This window comes from Flavitalea sp. (genome assembly GCF_035489435.1).
Lineage (GTDB): Bacteria > Bacteroidota > Bacteroidia > Chitinophagales > Chitinophagaceae > DATHKG01.
The window spans coordinates 1-20174 of the sequence record NZ_DATHKG010000020.1 but is presented as its reverse complement, the minus strand read 5'-3'; the positions used below and the strand labels follow the sequence as shown (position 1 = coordinate 20174).

Sequence of the window (20174 nt, the reverse complement as noted above, 5' to 3'; positions counted from 1 at the left end):
GCACAATTATAACGCCAAACAGGCAGGCCGATTGCGATCAACAATGTAAATTAACACTTAAATCGCGATCCGGTAGTTCCACCCCCGGCTTATACTGTCAAATTCGACCCGACTGTTCGACTTAACTAATTAATTTGCAGTATGAAAATGAGAATCTTTCTGATAGGCTTCCTGTTAATGTTTACCGGCTTTGCTTTTGCCCAGAAAAAGACAATAGCGCAGCTAAAATCTGAGCTCGAAAAATCGACTAATCCGCCTTTGTATGTCAAAGATGTGTTAAAAAAGAAGTTCATCCTGGACACGGTACTTATTTTCAGCACTACCCAGTTTGGAGGAGTAAGAGACAGTATTGCTTACCGTGGTAAAGTGGGGAAAGTTTATGGCCCTTATGACAAGGGAAGGGTGCTGGTGCAGGTGCTTGCTAAGTCGATGGGTAGCTTCAACCGCGTGAGCCAGATCTTTCTCGATACTTCCATTTATACAAAACGTTTTGCTGATTCCCTGGCAGGATCCATCATGAAGCGGGTAAGTACGGGAACGGCCACCTTTGAAGATATGGTGATGACTTACAGCACCGGCCCTGAACTAGCCAAAAGAGGTGACCTTGGCTGGCTTGCTGCCGGCTCAATGCTCCCTGCCATCGAAAAGGAGATGGCTAAGCGAAAAAAAGGGGAAATCTTTAAAGTCTGGACAGCCAGTGGTGTCCATATTTTGCAAAAAACACAAAATCCAAAACAGGATATTGCTGCGGCACTAATTATGAGAATTTTATTATAATAAGATAATTACAAGGAGGTGTTGTCCCATTTAAGGAAGGTTGTCAGATATAAGACATCGTTGCCACGTTCAGCGCTTAGCATTAAAATAAAAAAAGATACGTTTTTACCAAATTATAATATCTTTCCAAACACTTAGAAAAACCTCCCCTTTTAGGGCTACGATATATGAGTCGCCCCTATTGCGATGAAAAAGTTGACTGATTCTACCAATAAATACTGATGAAACACAATGGATTTGTCAAAATCTTGACCCATTTAGACGAAGGAAAGTTCCAGAAGCTAAAATGGGAAAGTTATATACTGCTTAAATACAATCCACCCTTCTATTATTAAGGTCTGTCCTCTGAAAACTGTTAAACCTCGACGTTGCTTTGGGCTATTCATGTGCTTAACCTTGTGAACAAAAGATGGGATAACTCCCTTTATTTGGCTATACAAGTATTATGCACAATAAACCCCAACAATCATGAGTAAGTCTTATTCACCCTTCGTTACGGGCTTAGCATTCGCTGCAATCTTTTTTACCGGATGTTCAGAGAACAAATCCGCCGAACCTGCAGCTGCTTCAACAACGGCAATAGAAAAGCCAAATTTTGGAGGTTATGAAACCCAGGTCAAATGGGGCGAACACCTCGTTACAATTGGCGGTTGCAATGATTGCCATACTCCCAAGAAAATGACATCCATGGGACCGGTTGATGACAGTACCTTACTTTTATCCGGACATCCTGAGAAATTGCCTGCACCGGATGTTGACAGGAAACAAATGGAAAGCAAAGGATTAGTAGTCACGGCAGATTTTACCGCCTGGATCGGTCCATGGGGAATTTCCTATGCGGCAAACCTGACACCTGATGAAACAGGTATCGGCAATTGGAAAGAAGAACAGTTTCTTTATGCTGTCAAAAATAGCGTAAGCAAAGGTATTGCCGGGTCGAGACCATTGGTGCCCCCCATGTCCATGATGCCAGTCAAACATATGACCGATGAAGAACTGAAGGCTGTATTTGCTTATCTGAAAACACTTAAACCTATTAAGAATAAATCTGTCCAGCCAGCACCTCCGGTATTAGCCAGGAACCAATAATTTGGGTATTACAATTAATAGAGATCATTTTTTGAAAGTGTGAAACAATTTCATGCATACGGGTGATTTTAATCTCTCCGCTATGGATTTCATTTTGCTGCCTTAATATATTTTCCGAAATTCAATAGTCTTCCCTAAAACTTACGGCCAATTAAAATCGATCAAGTATGAACTACAACCGGATAAACAATCTTATCGGCTGGATGGTATGTGTAATTGCATGTACTGTTTATCTCATGACAATGGAAAGAACCACCAGCTTCTGGGATACAGGTGAGTTTATTTCGGGCGCGTATAAATTACAAATACCGCATCCACCAGGTGCACCTTTATTTCTGCTTATCGGCCGCTTTTTTGTCATTCTGTTTGGAGATAGTCCGGCAACAGCAGCGATTGCCGTGAATTCAATGAGTGCAATTGCCAGCGGCTTCACCATCCTGTTTTTATTCTGGACGATCACTTATTTCGCAAAAAAAATCGTTCAGAAAAATAACGAACCCAACAATAAGGAACTCAAAAATAAGGAAGCCTATAATAAGTTACCCTTAAGAAACTCACAGCTTTTTACAATAATGGGTGCAGGTGTGGTTGGTGCTTTATCATACACATTTTCAGATTCATTTTGGTTTAGTGCCGTTGAAGGAGAAGTATATGCGTTATCATCATTTTTCACCGCTATCGTATTCTGGGCCGGGCTTAAATGGGAACAACGTGCTGATCAACCTCGCGCAGACCGCTGGCTGGTATTGATCTTTTTCCTGATGGGCCTGTCGATCGGCGTCCACTTGCTCAACCTGCTTACCATACCGGCAATCGTAATGATTTATTACTTTAGAAAATATAGAGTAACGCTGAAGGGAAGCATCTTAGCGTTTTTAACCGGATGCCTGATAACCGGCCTGGTCCAGATATTCGTTATCCAGTACAGCGTAAAAGGTGCCGGTGCATTTGATGTTTTCTTTGTTAATAACCTGGGGCTACCGTTTTTTTCCGGCTTCATTGCTTTTTTTCTTTTGACTGCCTTATTAATGATGCTGACAATTCGCTATGCATCAAAGAAAAAATATTATTTCTTAAAACTAGGCACCTTTAGCCTTATGTTCATGTTGCTTGGATATTCAACCTATCTAACGACCATGCTCAGGTCAAATGCAAATCCTGCCATGGATATGTTTAACGTTGATAATCCAATTGCACTCGAAGGTTACCTGGGACGTGAACAATATGGCGACTGGCCAATTATCTATGGACCCGATTTCACCGAACAGGCGCCGGTTATTCCAGGGAAAGAAATTTATACAAAGAGTGATAACAAATACGTATCTGCCGGCAGACCAGGAAAATCAGACTGGTCCAATGCACCCGGTGCCCACCTGTTTCCACGCATGTGGGATGCAGGCAATGATCGCAACCAACACAGCGTTTACCGCAACTATGCCGGGCTTGAGGAAGGGGAATCTCCTACCCTGGCCAGCAATATCAGGTATTTCGCATCATACCAGTCCGGCTGGATGTATATGCGCTATTTCATGTGGAATTTTGCCGGCAAACAAAACGATTTACAGGGATATGGAAATATACGTGACAGCAATTGGATAAGTGGTATACCCTTCGTTGATAACGTGATGTATGGTCCACAGAAAAATCTACCCGATAGCATTCGTCTGAACAATAAAGCTCACAATGAACTGTTCATGTTGCCGCTTGCATTAGGACTTGCCGGTATGTTTTTTCAATACAAAAAGAACCGACAACAATTTCTCGTGAATTTGCTCCTGTTCTTTTTTACCGGGCTTGCCATAGTTATTTACATAAACCAGGCGGGCCTTCAGCCGCGGGAAAGAGATTATTCTTTTGTCGGGTCTTTTTATGCGTTTGCCATTTGGATCGGACTGGGATCAATATGGATCAGCAGTCAGATAGGGCGTTATATAAAACCTGTTCATGCAGCTTGTATTACCATATCTCTATGTATGGCAGTTCCTTTACTAATGGCAGAACAGGAATGGGATGATCACGACCGATCCAAAAAAACGCTGGCCAGGGATATGGCAAAAGATTACCTGGAAAGTTGCCCGAAAAATGCCATTCTTTTTTCTTTCGAAGACAATGATACTTATCCGCTATGGTTCGCACAGGAAGTGGAAGGTATAAGGCCAGACGTACGAGTGATGGTCAATACACTTACCGGAACCGATTGGTATCTTAATCAGCTGCGCTATAAAGTAAATGAAAGCGCACCATTTGATGTGATATTCACGAAAGAACAAACCCAGGGGAACAAACGTGACGTCCTCTATTACTCAAAACTTCCCGGTTTCGACCAGGAGAAATACTATGATCTTCACAGCACATTAAAAAATGTGGTTGCCAGCGATGATCCACGCTACACCGGAACTACTGAAGATGGCGAAACCTATCATCTTTTGCCCATGCGCAAATTCAGTGTACCGGTAAATGTAGACGCAGTCAAAAAAAGTGGATTGGTTAACCCTGGTGACAGTGTTGTAAATGAACTGAAGCTGGACTTATCCGGAAAAAATTATCTTCTTCGGAATGATCTCACCATGTTGTCAATTATCGCCACAAGTAATTTTGAAAGGCCGGTTTGTTTTACTTCAAATTCATCGTTAAATGAGTTGGGGCTTGACAAATATGCAAGACTGGAAGGCCTGGTTTACAGGTTGGTACCGGTAGAAAATTCGGAAGTTGATAATGAGAGATCATATAAACACATAATGGATCAATTTGAATATGGCAATACTGATAAAGAAGACGTTTACCTGGATGAAGACAATCGTCGCCGGTTAAATATTATCAAACTGGCTCATGCTCAACTTGCGATTAGTCTTGCAAACGCCGGCAGGAAGGATCGGGCCAGAGAAATTTTACAAAAGTTTGATAACAAGGTGAAGTCCTCAAATCTTCCATATGGCATGACGACCAACCGTGGTAATCAGCATAATGCTATTTCTTCTGAATTTCTGAGAGCTGCGTATTTAAGTGGTGATCTGGTATTGGCAAAGAAGATAAGCGCGGACCTGAAAAAAGATTTAAGACAACAACTTAATTATTACCGTTTACTGGGTGATGAATACCTGCAGGACGAACAACTTGCCCAATATGCCTATCAGCAGATGCAGGGCAAACCGGCGGACCTGGCAGACAGGCAATTATCTTTTGTAAACGACATAGTTTCGTCGTTTCAATTATTGCGACAGTTAGAAAGCTGGGAAAATAACTTAAGCAAATAAATCAGGCAAGTCAATTGAGCTAGTTCACAAGTCTATTGAGATTTCACAAGTCACTTGAGCTTTCACAAGTCTTTTGAGAAAGTTCAATTAGCGAATAAATTAAGCAATTAATGATCTTATGGCAAGCTCGTAACCTTTGAGGCCGAGACCGAAAATACTTCCTTTTGCTTTGGCAGAAACATGAGACAGTTTCCGGAAGTCCTCACGGGCATGCACGTTTGAAATATGCACTTCAACGACGGGTGCTTTTATAGCAGCAATGGCATCACCAATGGCTACAGAGGTGTGTGTATATGCAGCGGGGTTAATAACAATACCATCATAATCAAAACCAAACTTCTGAATTGCATCAACAATCTCGCCTTCGATATTGCTCTGATAATAAGTAATATTCACTCCAGGAAATAGATCCTTTAAGGTTTCGAAGTATTCTTCGAATGACTGGTTCCCGTATACGCCAGGTTCGCGTTTGCCAAGAAGGTTTAGATTCGGTCCATTAATGATTGCAATTTTCATAATCCTAAGTTAATCACATTCATAAGAAAATTAAATGAAAAAGCGCGCATCTTTTTAAATGCACGCTTCAATAAGTTTTTGTCAGTATAAAACAGATTCTTAAACGCTCTCCTTAATCATCCTGATAAAATCATCAAACAGATACCTGCTATCATGAGGCCCAGGCGTGCTTTCAGGGTGATATTGCACCGAAAACGCGGGCCTGTCTTTCATCCTTATACCTTCGATAGAATTATCATTCAGATTCACATGCGTTATTTCTACGTTTGAAGAATTTTTGACCGATTCAGGATCAACGCCGAAACCATGATTTTGTGTAGTTATCTCGCAAATGCCGGTGATAATATTTTTGACCGGGTGATTCAAACCACGATGACCATGATGCATTTTGAAAGTAGGAATATCATTAGCGAGTGCAAGCAATTGGTGGCCGAGACAAATTCCAAATGTTGGCACTTTTTCTTCAAGTATATCCTTCACGGTATTTACTGCATACTCCATAGAAGCCGGATCACCAGGACCATTTGAGATAAAATATCCTGTTGGTTTAAAGGCCCGCAACTCTTCTATTTTTGTTTTTGCCGGGAACACTTTTACATAAGCACCCCGCTCAACCATACATTCGAGGATGTGTTTTTTTGTGCCATAATCCAGCACAGCAACACGGATTGAAGAACTCTCATCACCTAGCGCATACGCTTCACCGGTAGACACCACACTGGCCAGTTCCAGGCCGGCCATTGAAGGTGTTTTTGCAAGTTCCTTTTTCAGTTCTTCGATATCGGTAATCTCTGAAGAAATAATGCAGTTCATAGCTCCCTGTTGTCTTACATGGGTTACGAGTGCACGGGTATCCACATCTTCGATACAAACAATATTATTCGCAATAAGGTAATCTTCAACAGAACCCACCGCCATCTTACGGCTATACTGCTCTTCCAGGTTACGCGCTATTAAACCGCGGATCTTTATGTTGGACGATTCAACGTCACTATCCTTTACACCATAGTTGCCAATATGCACGTTGTTCATGATAACAACCTGTCCGTAGTAACTGGGATCAGTAAAAACTTCCTGGTAGCCGGTCATACCTGTTGTAAAGCAAATTTCGCCTGAGGTAGTTCCAATCCTGCCAAAAGCTTTACCAAAATGTACCGTGCCATCTTCGAGCAACAATACAGCCGTTTTATGTTGAGTTGTAGCCATTTTAAAAGTTTTGCAAAGAAACAGATTTATCAGGAGGATCGTGGAAATTTTATACCCGTTTTTTCCTCACTCAAACAAAGTCCGGTATGGTACCTGGTTTTATTTCTTATCTATTTCTATTTACCATGTATGATGATTACCAGTTACTTAAATAGGAGTATCCTTTCATTCAACCTTCGTTTAACACTTAATCCTCTGCTATTCCGTTAAACCTTTTAACAATCAGCCAGTCTGAACTTACAAACAACCCTGTTATGAAAACAATAAAATTTTTGACGATCTCTTTCGTCTGCCTCACATTACTACAGTATTCATCAATTGCCCAACAAGCTGATACAGATTCAACCCACTTGCCCGGTGCAGATTTCAGCCTGGAAGGCGCGCTGGAAATGTTTAAAAAAGCCAACAGCCCTGAAGAATTTGAAAAGCTGCTCAATGCAGAAGATAACAAAGTGAATAATCTTGATTTGAACGAAGATGGAACTACTGACTATATAAAGGTTATTAACCGGAAGGAAAATGATGTTCTTATTTTTGTGTTACAGGCTGTTATTTCAGAGACCGAGAACCAGGACATTGCGGTGATAGAACTCGAAAAAAATGGCACCGGATCAGCCTTGATCCAGATAGTAGGTGATGAAGATATATATGGTGAGGAGACAATTGTTGAACCATCCTGGGAAGGCTCTGCTGCTTCAGACGCCGTTTCCAGTACCGATAATAATCCGGATTACAGCTTTGTACATTCCGCAACCCACGGTCCTAATATTTCTATGGATTTACCAGGGGATGGTGCCGGTAATTTCCATTCAATTGGATCAGTTGATGCCATTATTGTAAATGTATGGACCTGGCCATCTGTAAGGTTCGTATACGCCCCTGGTTACCGGGTATGGATATCACCCTGGTCATGGAATGCAAGGCCCAACTGGTGGCGTCCATGGAGGCCATTGAGCCGGGCTGCATACCGCCCTTTTCACTATCAATATCGTCACAGGTATGTGATAGTTCCAACCAGGCGGGTAGCCCGTGCAAGAGTTATATACAGACCCGCACGTGTTACATCAATAACTGTCAGAACAAGGAACCAGGTTGCGGTTAACCATTTCCGTACTACCAGGACAACGCGGTCGGTGACAGTTAATAAAACTTACAAACAACGCCATGCAACCCGTTCCAACACCACCGTGCATGGAAGAAACGGAAAGGTCACCCATACAAAGACAACTGTAAAGAGAAAAAGATAAATCCAGGCAATCTTACACTTTGTAAATAAGGACATATTGCATAGCACATATTGCATAGGACTATCTGCCAGGCTTAACGGGCCAAAAATTGCCTGGCCAGGCTCATGTACCCAGGCTCATGTACCAAAAAAAACCGACCATTGGGTCGGCTTTTTTAAAATCATTAAATTTTGTTATCAGGACTTGTCAGCCTTTTTTTCTTTCTTTTTCATTTTCTCGCTCACCATTTCCCGGTATTTGGTCATTTGTTCAGGAGTTAGGAATGCAGCAAGCTTCGTTTCCTTTTCTTCCTTCATCTTCATTTTAGCTTCTTTCTGAGCGTCTTTTGAAATCGAAGCATCTTGCGAAAGCGCGTCCGCTTTTCCTTTATACTCTTTACTCACAGCATCATATTTCGCAATTTGATCTGAAGTCAACTTTAATTCAGATTTCACTTTAGCGTCCCATTCTGCTGCACTTTTATCTTTATCCTGAGCAAATCCCGCAGTAGTAAAAATAGCAGTAGCCATCAGGGCAAACAATAATTTTTTCATAATTGAACATTTTAAATTTATATAATTAAGTACCAAAAAATGATACCGTATCAGGTCCGGTAAAAATATTTCATCTTCAACTTTTAATGATATCCGGTTTTATTTTAGTGATATCTACGTTCTACTCTTAAAAACTTGTGCCAAGGCCAGCCTTTCTGACTCATTTTAACGACATATTATGAATACAAAATACATGTCATGAAAACTTAAGACATATTATAAAAATTTAAATCTAGTTGATAAAAGACTTACACTGTCAGGTTTATCTCCCTTCATGGTGCAACACTAAAAGGCCCCTCACCACACAATGTGGAGAGGGGCCTTTTAGATATTTATCAAACAAATTATTCCGCTGACTTCTCTTCCTTCGGCGCTTCTGCTGATGGAGCAGCTGCTGCTTCCGAAGCATCTTTAGGAGCATCTGCTTTTTTAGCAGTGGAACGACCACGACGGGTTCTTTTTGCACCTTCTTTGCCTTCTTCTTTTGTCTTACCGTAAACTTCGTTGAAATCAACCAGTTCAATCATACCCATTTCAGCATTATCCCCGGCACGAATACCAAGTTTAATTACACGGGTATAACCACCCGGGCGACCAGCAATTTTTTCAGCAATGGTGCTGAATAATTCCTGAACAGCCACTTTATCCTGGAGGTAACTGAATACAACACGACGTTGGTGAGTTGTATTGTCTTTTCCTTTTGTGATCAGGGGCTCAACATACACACGCAGCGCTTTTGCTTTTGCAAGTGTTGTTACAATTCTTTTGTGTTCAAACAACTGGCAGGCCAGGTTGCTCAGCAACGCCCTCCTGTGAGAAGCGGTTCTGCTTAGATTCTTAATTTTGTCGCCGTGACGCATGACTTGTGATTTTGAGGATCTTCATCAGATCCCTGTGAATAATTACCGGCTGTACCGTGTCAGGAATTACAGCCTACTATTAATAAAAAAATACGGTTAAAGGCACTGGTCCTTTACCCGTAAATAATTAAAGCTCTTCTTTATCCAATCCGAGTTTGCTCAGATCCATTCCGAAATGCAATCCTCTTTCAGCCAGCACCTGCTCAATTTCAGCAAGTGATTTCTGACCAAAGTTTCTGAATTTCATCAGGTCTTCCTGCTCGTATTGAACCAGTTCGCTGAGTGAATTGATTTTTGCAGCTTTCAGACAGTTGAATGCACGTACAGAGAGGTCCAGGTCTTCCAGTGGAGTCTTCAGGATCTTTCTGAGTTGCAGCATTTGCTCATCTACAACATCTTCTTTTTTGTCTTCTTTGCTGTCGAAAGTGATGTTTTCATCAGTGATGATCATCAGGTGCTGAATCAGGATACGGCTTGCTTGTTTAACCGCTTCTTCAGGGTGGATGGTACCATCTGTAGAAACATCCATGATCAGTTTTTCGTAGTCAGTACGTTGTTCCACACGAGTATTCTCGATGGCATACTTTACGTTTTTGATCGGTGTAAAGATCGCATCAGTTGGGATATAACCAAATGGTGCGTCTTTGATCTTATTATCTTCTGCCGGAACATATCCACGTCCCTTGGAGATTGTTAATTCAATATCCAGTTTTGCAGAAGTATCAAGCACGCAGATCTGAAGTTCAGGATTCATCACATCGAAGCTTTGAGTAGCTTCTCCGATCATCCCTGCAGTAAATTCAGATTTATTCTTAATGCTTAAAGTGATTTTTTCCTGACCAACCTCATGATCAACTTTCTTCTTCAATCTAACCTGTTTCAGGTTAAGAATGATTTCCACTACATCTTCAGAGATCCCCTTGATGGTTGCGAATTCATGATCCACCCCTTCAATACGGATTCCGATGATAGCGTATCCCTCCAGCGAACTCAACAATACCCTACGCAAAGCATTACCAATGGTTACACCAAATCCTGGCTCCAGAGGACGAAACTCGAACTGAGCTTCGAAATCAGAGGCCTTTTGCAGAATAATTTTGTCTGGCTTTTGGAAGTTTAAAATGGCCATATTGTTATATATGATTTTAGATTTACGATTTTCTGACCTGTCTTAGTTATCAAGGCAAACGGATTATCAATTGCCCATCAGTAACCATTACTTGGAATACAACTCCACAATCAGCTGTTCCTTGATATTCTCAGGAACGTTTTCTCTTTCCGGATACGTAATGAAAGTTCCTTTGAACTCTGATTCGCTCCAGTCGAGCCAGCTGAATTTCACATTCTTACCACGGGCCTGGCCTGTTATCGCAGTGTTTGCTCTGTCTTTTTCTTTCAGACTGATCACATCACCTGGTTTCAGTTGGAATGATGGCACGTTTGTGATCTCACCATTTACTGCAATGTGTTTATGTGATACAAGCTGACGAGCAGCAGGGCGTGAAGGTGCAAGACCTAAACGGTAAACTGCATTATCGAGACGCGCCTCAAGAAGTTTAATCAGGTTTTCACCTGTTACACCTTTGATACGTGCTGCTTCTTCAAAAGTTTTACGGAATTGTTTCTCGAGTACACCATAAGTGTATTTCGCTTTTTGTTTTTCCTTCAATTGCAATGCATACTCACCCGGAGCCTTACGTTTACGGGTAGGTCCGTGCTGACCTGGAGGAAAACTGTTTTTTGTAAGATACTTACCATTTCCAAGGATCGGCTCGCCGAAAATCCGGCAGATCCTGGTTTTAGGTCCTGTGTAACGTGCCATAATTGTTTAGATGATTTTTTAGTTACGATGTACGATCAGTAAAAATCTTAAAAATGAATCGCACACCTTTTTATGAAAATAATTATTTGCTGTTCACTGGATCTCCAATAAACAACAAATAATTGTATTAAAAGTTATACTCGTCTTTTCTTAGGAGGACGGCAACCGTTATGTGGTAAAGGTGTCACGTCTTTAATCATCACTATCTCAATACCTGAGTTAGATAAAGAACGGATTGAACTTTCACGCCCAGCACCAGGACCTTTTACAAATACATCCACTTTCTTTACCCCGGCATCAAAAGCAGTTTTTGCTGCATCTGCTGCTGCCATCTGGGCTGCATACGGTGTATTTTTCTTGGAACCTTTAAAACCCATCTTACCTGCGCTGCTCCAGGAAATAACCTGGCCGGTCTTATTGGTAATGCTGATGATGATGTTGTTGAAACTTGCCACGATGTGAGCATCGCCATAGTTCTCAACCTTTACAATTCTTTTTTTTGCAGCGGCTTTTGCGCTGGCTTGTGCTTTTGCCATAAATCAATACAATTGGAGGTAATCAATTAACATTTATGAATATGTCCCGTCTTCTACGGGAAAGTCCCGTTCGTAAACAGGAAGGTCCCGTGTTTTACAGGAATGAACCGATCCTACTCCCTTACGGGTATCTGGCACCGGTTCAATATTTTTATTTACTATTTCTTGGCGGCTTTCTTCTTACCGGCAACTGTCTTACGTTTACCTTTACGGGTACGGCTGTTGGTACGTGTACGTTGTCCACGAACCGGCAAACCTTTACGATGACGGAGACCACGGTAGCAGGCGATATCAAGCAAACGCTTGATGCTCATCTGAACTTCAGAACGAAGCTGACCTTCAACCTTAAATTCATTCGTGATGATGGTACGGATAGCATTCAGCTCATCATCATTCCATTCATTTACTTTCTTATTAACATCTATCCCAGCTTTGTTCAGTATATACTGAGCAGTTGTGAGGCCAATGCCAAAGATATAAGTAAGGCCTATTTCGCCTCTTTTAGTTTTTGGTAAGTCTACACCGGCAATACGAGCCATAGTTTATTTTTGTTTTTATATTTTGAATTTCAATTGTAACCACAATTGATAAAGGACATAGATGCAATTACAATTGACAATCCGGTTTCTATCTTATCCTTGTCTTTGTTTGAATCTTGGGTTCTTTTTGTTGATTACATACAAAATACCCTTCCTGCGAACGATTTTGCAATCAGCGCTGCGCTTTTTAATAGATGCACGAACTTTCATAATATCTGTTTTAAACTATTATTTATACCTGAAAATGATCCTTCCCCTGGTCAAATCATAAGGGCTCATCTCCACTCCCACTTTATCACCAGGCAAAATCCTGATATAATTCATTCTCATCTTCCCTGAAATTGTTGCCAATATTTCATGACCATTTTCCAGCTTAACCCTGAACATTGCATTGGAAAGGGCTTCGATGATTGATCCATCCTGTTTTATAAGTGGTTGTTTACCCATACTATTTTTCGGAGCGCAAAGATAGGATATTCAGCGGGAAATAAGAAAAAATTAGGATCTTTTTACCTTTTGAAGTAAAAAGTCCCCTATTTTCCGCTGATATCGCTTAAAACCGTCGTTTTCAGGCTGGGTTTAGCTCTACTTTTGTCATGGAGAGATAATGATTCTGTAGTTCATGCACATAAATGGCCTGGTGCAATCTTCGCTTATCCTCCCTCCACCAGATTTCGATATTACTGAAATCGTCTTTTTTAGGCAAATGAATCCTGAATGAATTCTTGCTATATTTTACGGAACCGTCACCGTTTTCCTGTTTTTCAAAGCCCAGTTTAATCAGCTGCGCTTCATCCAGAACAATCGGGTACACTTCCTCCGGTTTAAACCAGAACTCCTGCACCGATGTTTCTACACAAATCTCTTTATCCTCCCTATTCAGCTCTTTCACTACGCCCTCCCACTGCTGGCCCTCGTATTCGGCCATTACAATATCTCCCGCCTTTAAATCGCTCAACTTGATCATATAAGAAATGTTTTAGACTATCAAATTAAGGATTTTTTGCAAAAATCCCGCCAGCAGGTCAAAACACACAAGTATTCGGCTGTTCCTGACTGTGAATTCACCTGGCCAGATGCTAACCTTCCCTGAAGTTAACCTTTGCCAGATACTAACCTTTGCTTCAAGTTAACCTTTGCCAGATGCTAACCGTTGCCTCATGTTAACCATTGCTGGATGCTAACCTTTGCCTATGTTAATCTTTGCTGGAAATTAACCTGTTGATAGAATTACTCCTGGTCGATATACCTTTTCGTGATCTGATCGTATGAATCTATCCTTCTGTCGCGCAGAAATGGCCAATGTGTACGGTACCGATCCGTTTTTGATAGGTCTATCTCCTCCACCATCACTTCCTCCTGGTCATGAGAAGCACGGTAAAGCACAGTTCCGAAAGGATTACAGATAAACGATCCTCCCCAGAATTTCATAGCACCTTCCTGCTCAAATCCTACCCTGTTCACACTCACCACATGAACTCCGTTTGCCACCGCATGACTCCGCTGGATCGTCTGCCAGGCATTGTATTGTTCCGTATTAGTGGCTTCATCCTGGGAAGTTGCCCAGCCAATAGCTGTCGGATAAAACAGGATCTCCGCACCCATCAGGGAGGTAATTCGAGCTGCCTCGGGATACCATTGATCCCAACAGATCAGCACTCCGAATGTAGCATATTTGGTTTTCCAGACTTTGTAACCAAGATCGCCTGGCGTGAAATAAAACTTTTCGTAATAAGCCGGATCATCCGGGATATGCATCTTGCGGTATTTACCAAGATATTTACCGTCAGCATCAATCACTGCAGTTGTATTATGATACAATCCCTGGGCTCTTTTCTCGAATAGTGAGGCAATGATCACAACATCCAGTTCTGCCGCTACCGTACTGAGGGTTTCAGTAGATGGCCCGGGAATTGGTTCTGCCAGGTTGAAATATTCATAATCTTCCACATCACAGAAATACAGGGATGTAAACAGCTCCTGTAAACAGATAATCTGCGCACCTCTGGATGCTGCTTCCCTAACCTTGGCAACAGCTTTAGCCAGGTTTTCCGACTTTTCGCTGGTACAACTCATCTGGACCATTCCTATTTTAACCATAATTCAAACCTTTTAAACCTTGGGAAAAAAGTGATTTCGATAAGCAGACTGTCAGCGCTCTATATTAACGGAAACCGGTGCTCAGAAACGGCGCAAAATTACACATTTTCTGCTTATGAAACTGAGATCTGTTCAAGTAAAAGCCCGGATAAAAGGTTAAAAAATTATCCTTTTATCCGGGCTTTATTCAGAGAGCAAATTCTTTATCAGAAGAGCAAATTATTAATTCTGCCCCATCTGCCTGAGATATGCCACATGCGATGCAACTGCAAGGCGCATACGTGGATATTCAATATAGTTTATACCGTATTCCTGGCAAGCCTGTTTGATGATCTTGCTGATAGCAGGATAATGTACGTGGGAAATCTTTGGGAAAAGATGATGTTCAACCTGGAAATTCAATCCGCCAACCAGCCAGCAGATAACCTTGTTACCTGTTGCGAAATTCGCGGTTGTTTTAATCTGGTGCACAGCCCACTCATCTTCAAGTCTGCCTGTTTTTTCATCTGGCATCGGGAAATGTGTGTGTTCAACTGTATGAGCTAACTGGAACACAATACTTAAGATGAAACCTGAAAACAATCCATAAACCAGGAAGCCTATCGCCCAATTACCAACTCCAACCACTGCTATCGGTAATGCCACGAAAAGGAGCAGGTGCAACACTTTGAAGGCCCAGAATGAAATATGATCCATACGTGTCATCTTTTTCAAAGGCACGCTTCCAACTCTTTTCAGGAAGTACTTTTTGTAATCTGTAACAAAGATCCAGTACAGGTACAGTAAAGAATAAGCCGCCCAAAAATAGAGGTGTTGATATTTATGAATCTTGTAGAATTTCTGAGTGTCGCACAAACGAAGGAATGGTTTCGCGTCAATATCATCATCAAGGCCGTCAACGTTTGTATATGCGTGGTGGATTACATTGTGTTTTGTTTTCCACATAAAAATATTTGCACCAAGAAAATTGAGTGACAATGCAGCGAGGTCATTCACCCATTTGTAACGGCTGAAGCTTCCATGCCCGCCATCATGCATCACGTTAAAACCGATGGCAGCTGTGAAGCCGCCGAGTGCAATGCATTCAATCAACGCCAGCCAAACGGGCGGCGTGAAGAATACCAGGTGAATATAGGTACCGATAAGACCTAAAACAAGTACGATCGCTTTGAAGTAAAGGTGAAAGTTGCCGGTAGAAGGTTTACCTGATTCCTGGAAATACGCAGATATTCTCTTTTTCAGTTCGCCATGAAATGAAGTAGGAACTGAAGAGAATTTTGGCATTATCATATTAGAAAATTAAATTTTTGGACAATTACAAAGTTGATAAACAGACGCAAATCTACGCTTATCCGCCTGCATTTAAGTCAGAATAGTGTAAGATTGAAGAACCCTTACATTAATTTAAGGTTTCTTACTGAAAAACCCTTAAATAGCTTCGTTTTTGATAAAACGCTGAGAACAGTCTATTGTTTCAGGAATTTCAAAAACTTTAAGAGTCAGTTCCAGGGTTTATATTAGTCAGTTCCAGGATTTAAAACCTTTATAGATTCAGGTTTCAACCTGTATAATTGAATCAAGCGATTTGATGCCGATCTTTTTCTGGCTGATAAATCCTTCTGCATATTTTACTCCAAGTCTTTTGCCCAGCATTCTTGCTCTTGCGATAACACTGTCCAGGAAATCAGGTGTTGAGATATAGGTTACGGGCCCATCCTGGTCTCCTTCCGAATTAAAGAACTGTGTTGAATATGCCTCTATTGCCTTCATTCTTTGTTCAAACACATCACTGATATCGATCAGCAGATCTGGTTCATGATACCAGTCCTGAATATAATGCAAGACAATCTTTGGCCGCCATTTTTCCTGCAACCGTCCCGATTCGTTACGCGTTTCGATTTTTACCAGGCCTGACAGGTATGCTGCATCAGCAATAAGGTGTCCGGCTCTTCCATGATCCGGGTGACGATCATCCAGCACATTCCCCAGTATTACATCAGGCTGATATTTCCGGATCGCTGCTATCAGTTTCAGAACATGTTCTTCATCGTTTTTAAAAAAACCATCCCTGAATTTCAGGTTCTCCCTTATACTCACACCCATGGTCTTTGCTGCAGCAGCAGCTTCTGCATATCTTGTTTCAATAGAGCCACGGGTTCCAAGTTCCCCCTGTGTAAGATCAACGATCCCAACTTTTTTCCCAAGCCTTATTTCATTGATTATAGTGCCCGAACACCCCAGTTCTACATCATCAGGATGAACGCCTATGGCCAGTATGTCCAGTTTCATGTCTTATTTATCTTGAATTGTTTAAAAAAATTATGAATTATGAGTTATGAATTATGAAAGGAGTTTAGAAATCAGGAGTTATGAATTAATTAATCATTTCATAACTGGTTTCATAATTCATAACTCTTAATTCATAATTCTCTTAAATGTTTTTTTGCAAAATTAATCATCTGATCAACTTCTTCGAAGGTATTATTGATTCTTTTGGAAGATCTTTTTTTACCAAGCCTTACCATTACTACCTTTTTTGAAGGTATTACTATGATGTACTGGCCCAGGATACCTCTTGCATAGAATATCCTTTCTTCATCGGGATAGATCCACCATTGGTAGCCATAATAATTACAGGCATTTCCTTTTTCATCAGGGATCATACATGGCTTAACCGAAGCTTCAAAATAATCCCTGCTGATGATTTCATTACCCTTCCATCTGCCACTGTCCAGCATCATCAGGCCAATACGGGCAAAATCACGTGCATTTGAATTGAAGCAACAATAAGCTTTTTCGTTACCACCTTCTTTGTCTGCGCTCCATAGCGCCGGATGTTCAGCGCCAAGTGGCTTCCATAACTTTTCGGAGGCATAACTGCTGAGAGACTTTCCGGTTACTTTTTCAATGATCATACCAAGTAACTGCGTGTCCCCCGACTTATAATTATGTTCAGATCCCGGTGTCTTCACGATGTTTACGCTGGCTGCTGTTTCATTGGCGTGATCGCCATAATAGATTTCAGTTGTTACAGATAAAGGATTTGCATAGGATTCATCCCAGTCGCTTCCACTACTCATGGTAAGCAGGTCAACAATCTTAAGCTCCTTTTTTCTGCCCTCATTAAATTCCGGCAGGTATTTACCTACAGGATCATTTACAGAACCAATAAGGCCATCTTTAATGGCAGTACCAATGAGGAGGCTGGTAATGCTTTTTGCCATTGAAAAAGAATTTGACAAAGAGGAATCGCTATAACCGTCCCAGTAATGTTCCATTATTACCTGGTCATTTTTAATAACCAGGAATGAAACTGTTTCGAGCTTTCTAAGTAGACTATCAAGATCCGGCGGCAGTTTTGTTTTATTAAGATCTGCTGAAACAAGGAGTGGCTGTGGATTGCCAGTGCTCACCGTGTTATTGGGGAAAATAGTATAATCGTCAATATCTGCAAAGTTGTAAGCTACAGCCTTAAACAGGTAAGTTTTGCCTGATACCAGCGCGAAAATTGAAATCAGGGCAATCAAACTCACCAATATAATTGCAAGCATCCGCAGGAACTTCAGCATAAGCAGTATTTTTCAGTGAATATAATGATTTGGCCTAAGCTGCGGTATTCAGCGCAGATGACTTGCGAACAAAAGCCTCGTTTTACTGTTTTATTGCAGGACTTTCACCAACGGTTGAGTTTTGGCTAATTCCCCGATGTGAAGTAGTTTCGCAAATCGTTTATTTTCAGAATGAATCATCATCTAAACATTAAATCAATAAATTAATATGGCCTACGATGTAATTGTTCTTGGCAGCGGTCCCGGTGGTTATGTGGCAGCAATCCGAGCTTCGCAGCTGGGTTTCAAAACAGCTATCATTGAAAAAGAAAGTCTCGGCGGTGTTTGTCTCAACTGGGGTTGTATACCGACAAAGGCTCTTTTGAAAAGTGCCCAGGTTTTTGACTATATAAAACACTCTAAGGATTTTGGTATTGAGGCTAGTGGCCAGCCAAATTTTGAAGCGGTGATCAAACGCAGCCGTGGTGTGGCTGATAAAATGAGCCGGGGCGTCCAGTTCCTGATGAAGAAAAACAAGATTGATGTGGTGATGGGTACTGGTGTACTTAAAGCTAAAGGACAAATTGAAGTGACCGCGGCAGATGGAAAAACCCAGCTGGTTGAAGGCAAACACATTATCATTGCTACAGGTGCCCGTAGCCGTGAGTTGCCAAATCTTAAACAAGATGGCAAAAAAGTAATAGGTTACCGCGAGGCCATGTCTTTACCATCCCTGCCTAAAAGCATGATAGTTGTTGGAAGTGGTGCTATTGGTGTTGAATTCGGATATTTTTATAACAGCATGGGGACAAAAGTTACCATTGTTGAATTTTTGCCAAGGGTGGTTCCTGTTGAAGATGAAGACATTTCAAAAGAACTTGAAAAGAACCTGAAAAAATCAGGGATCGAAGTGTTAACCAGCTCTGAAGTACTTAGCCTTGACACTTCAGGCAATGGCGTTAAAGCAAAAGTGAAAACACCAAATGGTGAAATTGTTCTTGAAGCAGAAGTGGTATTGAGCGCAGTTGGTGTTAGTGCTAACATTGAAAACATCGGACTTGAAACGCTCGGCATCAAAACCGATAAAGGACGTGTTGCCGTTGATAAATTTTATAAAACCAACGTGGAGGGATTTTATTCCATCGGAGATTGCGCTCCCGGTCAGGCACTGGCACATGTTGCTTCGAAGGAAGGAATTATTTGTGTTGAAGCAATCGCTTATGCTGAAAAGAAGCATGCTCACCAACCTGAAGCACTTGATTACAACAATGTTCCCGGATGTACTTACTGTAGTCCGGAAGTTGCTTCAGTTGGCTATACAGAAAAACAGGCTAAGGATGCCGGTTATGAAGTGAAGGTTGGTAAGTTTCCGATGAGCGCATCCGGAAAGGCTTCAGCAGCCGGGCATACCGAAGGTTTTGTGAAAGTAATCTTTGACGCAAAATACGGCGAATGGCTGGGTACACATATGATTGGTTACAATGTAACGGAGATAATCGTCCAGACTGTTACCGCACGCAAACTTGAAACCACATATCATGAAGTACTCAACAGCATCCATCCGCACCCAACCATCAGCGAGGGAATTAAAGACGCGATTGAAGTGGCGTATGGAGAAGCAATCCATTTATGAGTTATGAATTATGAGTGATGAGTTATGAGTTAAGTGGTAAGTGGTGAGTGGTGAGTGTGTTTGAAGTTAGAGTTATTAGAGATATTTTTTAGGTTCCCCGTCTTGAAAGGCGGGGAATTTGTTTTTATAAGTTTTTTGCGAGCAATATATTGGGGTTTATCATTAGTTTTTAGAGAATTTTTCTGGCGGAAATACCAATAGCATTTATCTTCCGTTTTCATGGAAATGTTCTGTTACCTATGAAAAAACTACTTGCGATCCTGGTGTTAGTGCTCTTGTTTATTTCAGCTATATTTTCCTAATCATGCCCAGCCCGGGGTTTCACCCTGGGCTATGCGAAATCATCCCGGGATTTCTCCCTGGACAACGCGAAATCATCCCGGGATTTCTCCCTGGGCTACGCGAAATCATCCACCACCGGGGTTGTGATGATTCAACGTTCAATCATAATGCATCATTCATCCCCCGGGGTTTCAACCTGGCTATGCGAAATCAACCCCCATCACAGTTGTCG

Annotated in this window: 20 protein-coding genes; 5 read left to right on the top strand and 15 right to left on the bottom strand. The window is 41.5% G+C overall.

From position 1 onward, the window contains the following. The first annotated feature begins 141 nt into the window (after positions 1–141). The 3 genes from VK664_RS02805 to VK664_RS02795 all read left to right on the top strand — a co-directional run bounded on the left by VK664_RS02805 (position 142) and on the right by VK664_RS02795 (position 5120). On the top strand, positions 142–777 hold the full coding sequence (locus VK664_RS02805; protein ID WP_461397081.1) for a peptidylprolyl isomerase: 636 nt from the start codon (positions 142–144) through the stop codon (positions 775–777). 468 nt (positions 778–1245) lie between these two features. Beyond that, complete coding sequence (locus tag VK664_RS02800; protein ID WP_461397080.1) at positions 1246–1866, top strand: c-type cytochrome; 621 nt, start codon at positions 1246–1248, stop codon at positions 1864–1866. A gap of 167 nt (positions 1867–2033) precedes the next feature. Further along, positions 2034–5120, top strand: coding sequence for a glycosyltransferase family 117 protein (locus tag VK664_RS02795; RefSeq protein ID WP_461397079.1), 3087 nt, complete (start codon positions 2034–2036; stop codon positions 5118–5120). Positions 5121–5219: 99 nt separating this feature from the next. On the opposite strand, the gene aroQ is transcribed toward VK664_RS02795, so the two are convergent. Both aroQ and carA read right to left on the bottom strand, forming a co-directional pair. Further along, positions 5220–5636 carry a type II 3-dehydroquinate dehydratase gene (gene aroQ, locus VK664_RS02790; protein WP_461397078.1) on the bottom strand — a complete coding sequence of 139 codons (417 nt, stop codon included), beginning with the start codon at positions 5634–5636 and terminating at the stop codon, positions 5220–5222. 99 nt (positions 5637–5735) lie between these two features. Continuing rightward, a complete protein-coding gene (gene carA, locus VK664_RS02785; RefSeq protein ID WP_461397077.1) occupies positions 5736–6842 on the bottom strand; it encodes a glutamine-hydrolyzing carbamoyl-phosphate synthase small subunit in 1107 nt (368 codons plus the stop codon). Positions 6843–7096: 254 nt separating this feature from the next. On the opposite strand from carA, the gene VK664_RS02780 reads away from it, so the two are divergent. Next, positions 7097–8089 (top strand): hypothetical protein, encoded by a 993-nt coding sequence (locus VK664_RS02780; RefSeq protein ID WP_461397076.1) that lies wholly within the window; start codon positions 7097–7099, stop codon positions 8087–8089. Positions 8090–8265: 176 nt separating this feature from the next. Here the strand turns inward: VK664_RS02780 and VK664_RS02775 are convergent, their stop codons facing one another. From VK664_RS02775 to VK664_RS02715, 13 genes are all read right to left on the bottom strand, one after another. Continuing rightward, positions 8266–8622: a hypothetical protein gene (locus tag VK664_RS02775; protein WP_461397075.1), complete on the bottom strand. Its 357-nt coding sequence runs from the start codon at positions 8620–8622 to the stop codon at positions 8266–8268. Positions 8623–8966: 344 nt separating this feature from the next. After that, complete coding sequence (gene rplQ / locus VK664_RS02770) at positions 8967–9482, bottom strand: 50S ribosomal protein L17 (RefSeq protein WP_461397074.1); 516 nt, start codon at positions 9480–9482, stop codon at positions 8967–8969. 127 nt (positions 9483–9609) lie between these two features. Next, entirely contained in the window at positions 9610–10611 is a 1002-nt protein-coding gene (locus tag VK664_RS02765) for a DNA-directed RNA polymerase subunit alpha (protein ID WP_458923112.1), read from the bottom strand. Between the two features lie 87 nt (positions 10612–10698). Continuing rightward, the gene (gene rpsD / locus VK664_RS02760) at positions 10699–11304 is read right to left on the bottom strand and encodes a 30S ribosomal protein S4 (RefSeq protein WP_461397073.1); all 606 of its coding nucleotides are present in this window, start codon (positions 11302–11304) and stop codon (positions 10699–10701) included. Between the two features lie 134 nt (positions 11305–11438). Then, positions 11439–11840 carry a 30S ribosomal protein S11 gene (gene rpsK, locus VK664_RS02755; RefSeq protein WP_461397072.1) on the bottom strand — a complete coding sequence of 134 codons (402 nt, stop codon included), beginning with the start codon at positions 11838–11840 and terminating at the stop codon, positions 11439–11441. A gap of 158 nt (positions 11841–11998) precedes the next feature. Beyond that, on the bottom strand, positions 11999–12379 hold the full coding sequence (rpsM, locus tag VK664_RS02750; RefSeq protein ID WP_461397071.1) for a 30S ribosomal protein S13: 381 nt from the start codon (positions 12377–12379) through the stop codon (positions 11999–12001). Between the two features lie 93 nt (positions 12380–12472). Continuing rightward, on the bottom strand, positions 12473–12589 hold the full coding sequence (gene ykgO / locus VK664_RS02745; RefSeq protein ID WP_461397070.1) for a type B 50S ribosomal protein L36: 117 nt from the start codon (positions 12587–12589) through the stop codon (positions 12473–12475). Positions 12590–12607: 18 nt separating this feature from the next. Next, a complete protein-coding gene (gene infA, locus VK664_RS02740) occupies positions 12608–12826 on the bottom strand; it encodes a translation initiation factor IF-1 (RefSeq protein WP_458925028.1) in 219 nt (72 codons plus the stop codon). A 121-nt stretch (positions 12827–12947) separates the two neighbouring features. Continuing rightward, the gene (locus VK664_RS02735; RefSeq protein WP_461397069.1) at positions 12948–13346 is read right to left on the bottom strand and encodes a hypothetical protein; all 399 of its coding nucleotides are present in this window, start codon (positions 13344–13346) and stop codon (positions 12948–12950) included. A 263-nt stretch (positions 13347–13609) separates the two neighbouring features. Beyond that, positions 13610–14479, bottom strand: a complete 870-nt coding sequence (locus tag VK664_RS02730) for a carbon-nitrogen hydrolase (RefSeq protein ID WP_461397068.1) — start codon at positions 14477–14479, stop codon at positions 13610–13612. A gap of 222 nt (positions 14480–14701) precedes the next feature. Next, positions 14702–15769 carry a fatty acid desaturase family protein gene (locus VK664_RS02725; RefSeq protein ID WP_461397067.1) on the bottom strand — a complete coding sequence of 356 codons (1068 nt, stop codon included), beginning with the start codon at positions 15767–15769 and terminating at the stop codon, positions 14702–14704. A 261-nt stretch (positions 15770–16030) separates the two neighbouring features. Then, positions 16031–16768, bottom strand: coding sequence for a bacillithiol biosynthesis deacetylase BshB1 (gene bshB1 / locus VK664_RS02720; protein ID WP_461397066.1), 738 nt, complete (start codon positions 16766–16768; stop codon positions 16031–16033). A 131-nt stretch (positions 16769–16899) separates the two neighbouring features. Continuing rightward, positions 16900–18048 (bottom strand): serine hydrolase domain-containing protein, encoded by a 1149-nt coding sequence (locus VK664_RS02715; protein ID WP_461397065.1) that lies wholly within the window; start codon positions 18046–18048, stop codon positions 16900–16902. A gap of 208 nt (positions 18049–18256) precedes the next feature. Here VK664_RS02715 and lpdA point away from each other — a divergent pair, with 208 nt between their 5' ends. Beyond that, positions 18257–19660 carry a dihydrolipoyl dehydrogenase gene (gene lpdA / locus VK664_RS02710; protein ID WP_461397064.1) on the top strand — a complete coding sequence of 468 codons (1404 nt, stop codon included), beginning with the start codon at positions 18257–18259 and terminating at the stop codon, positions 19658–19660. The last annotated feature ends 514 nt before the right edge of the window (positions 19661–20174 follow it).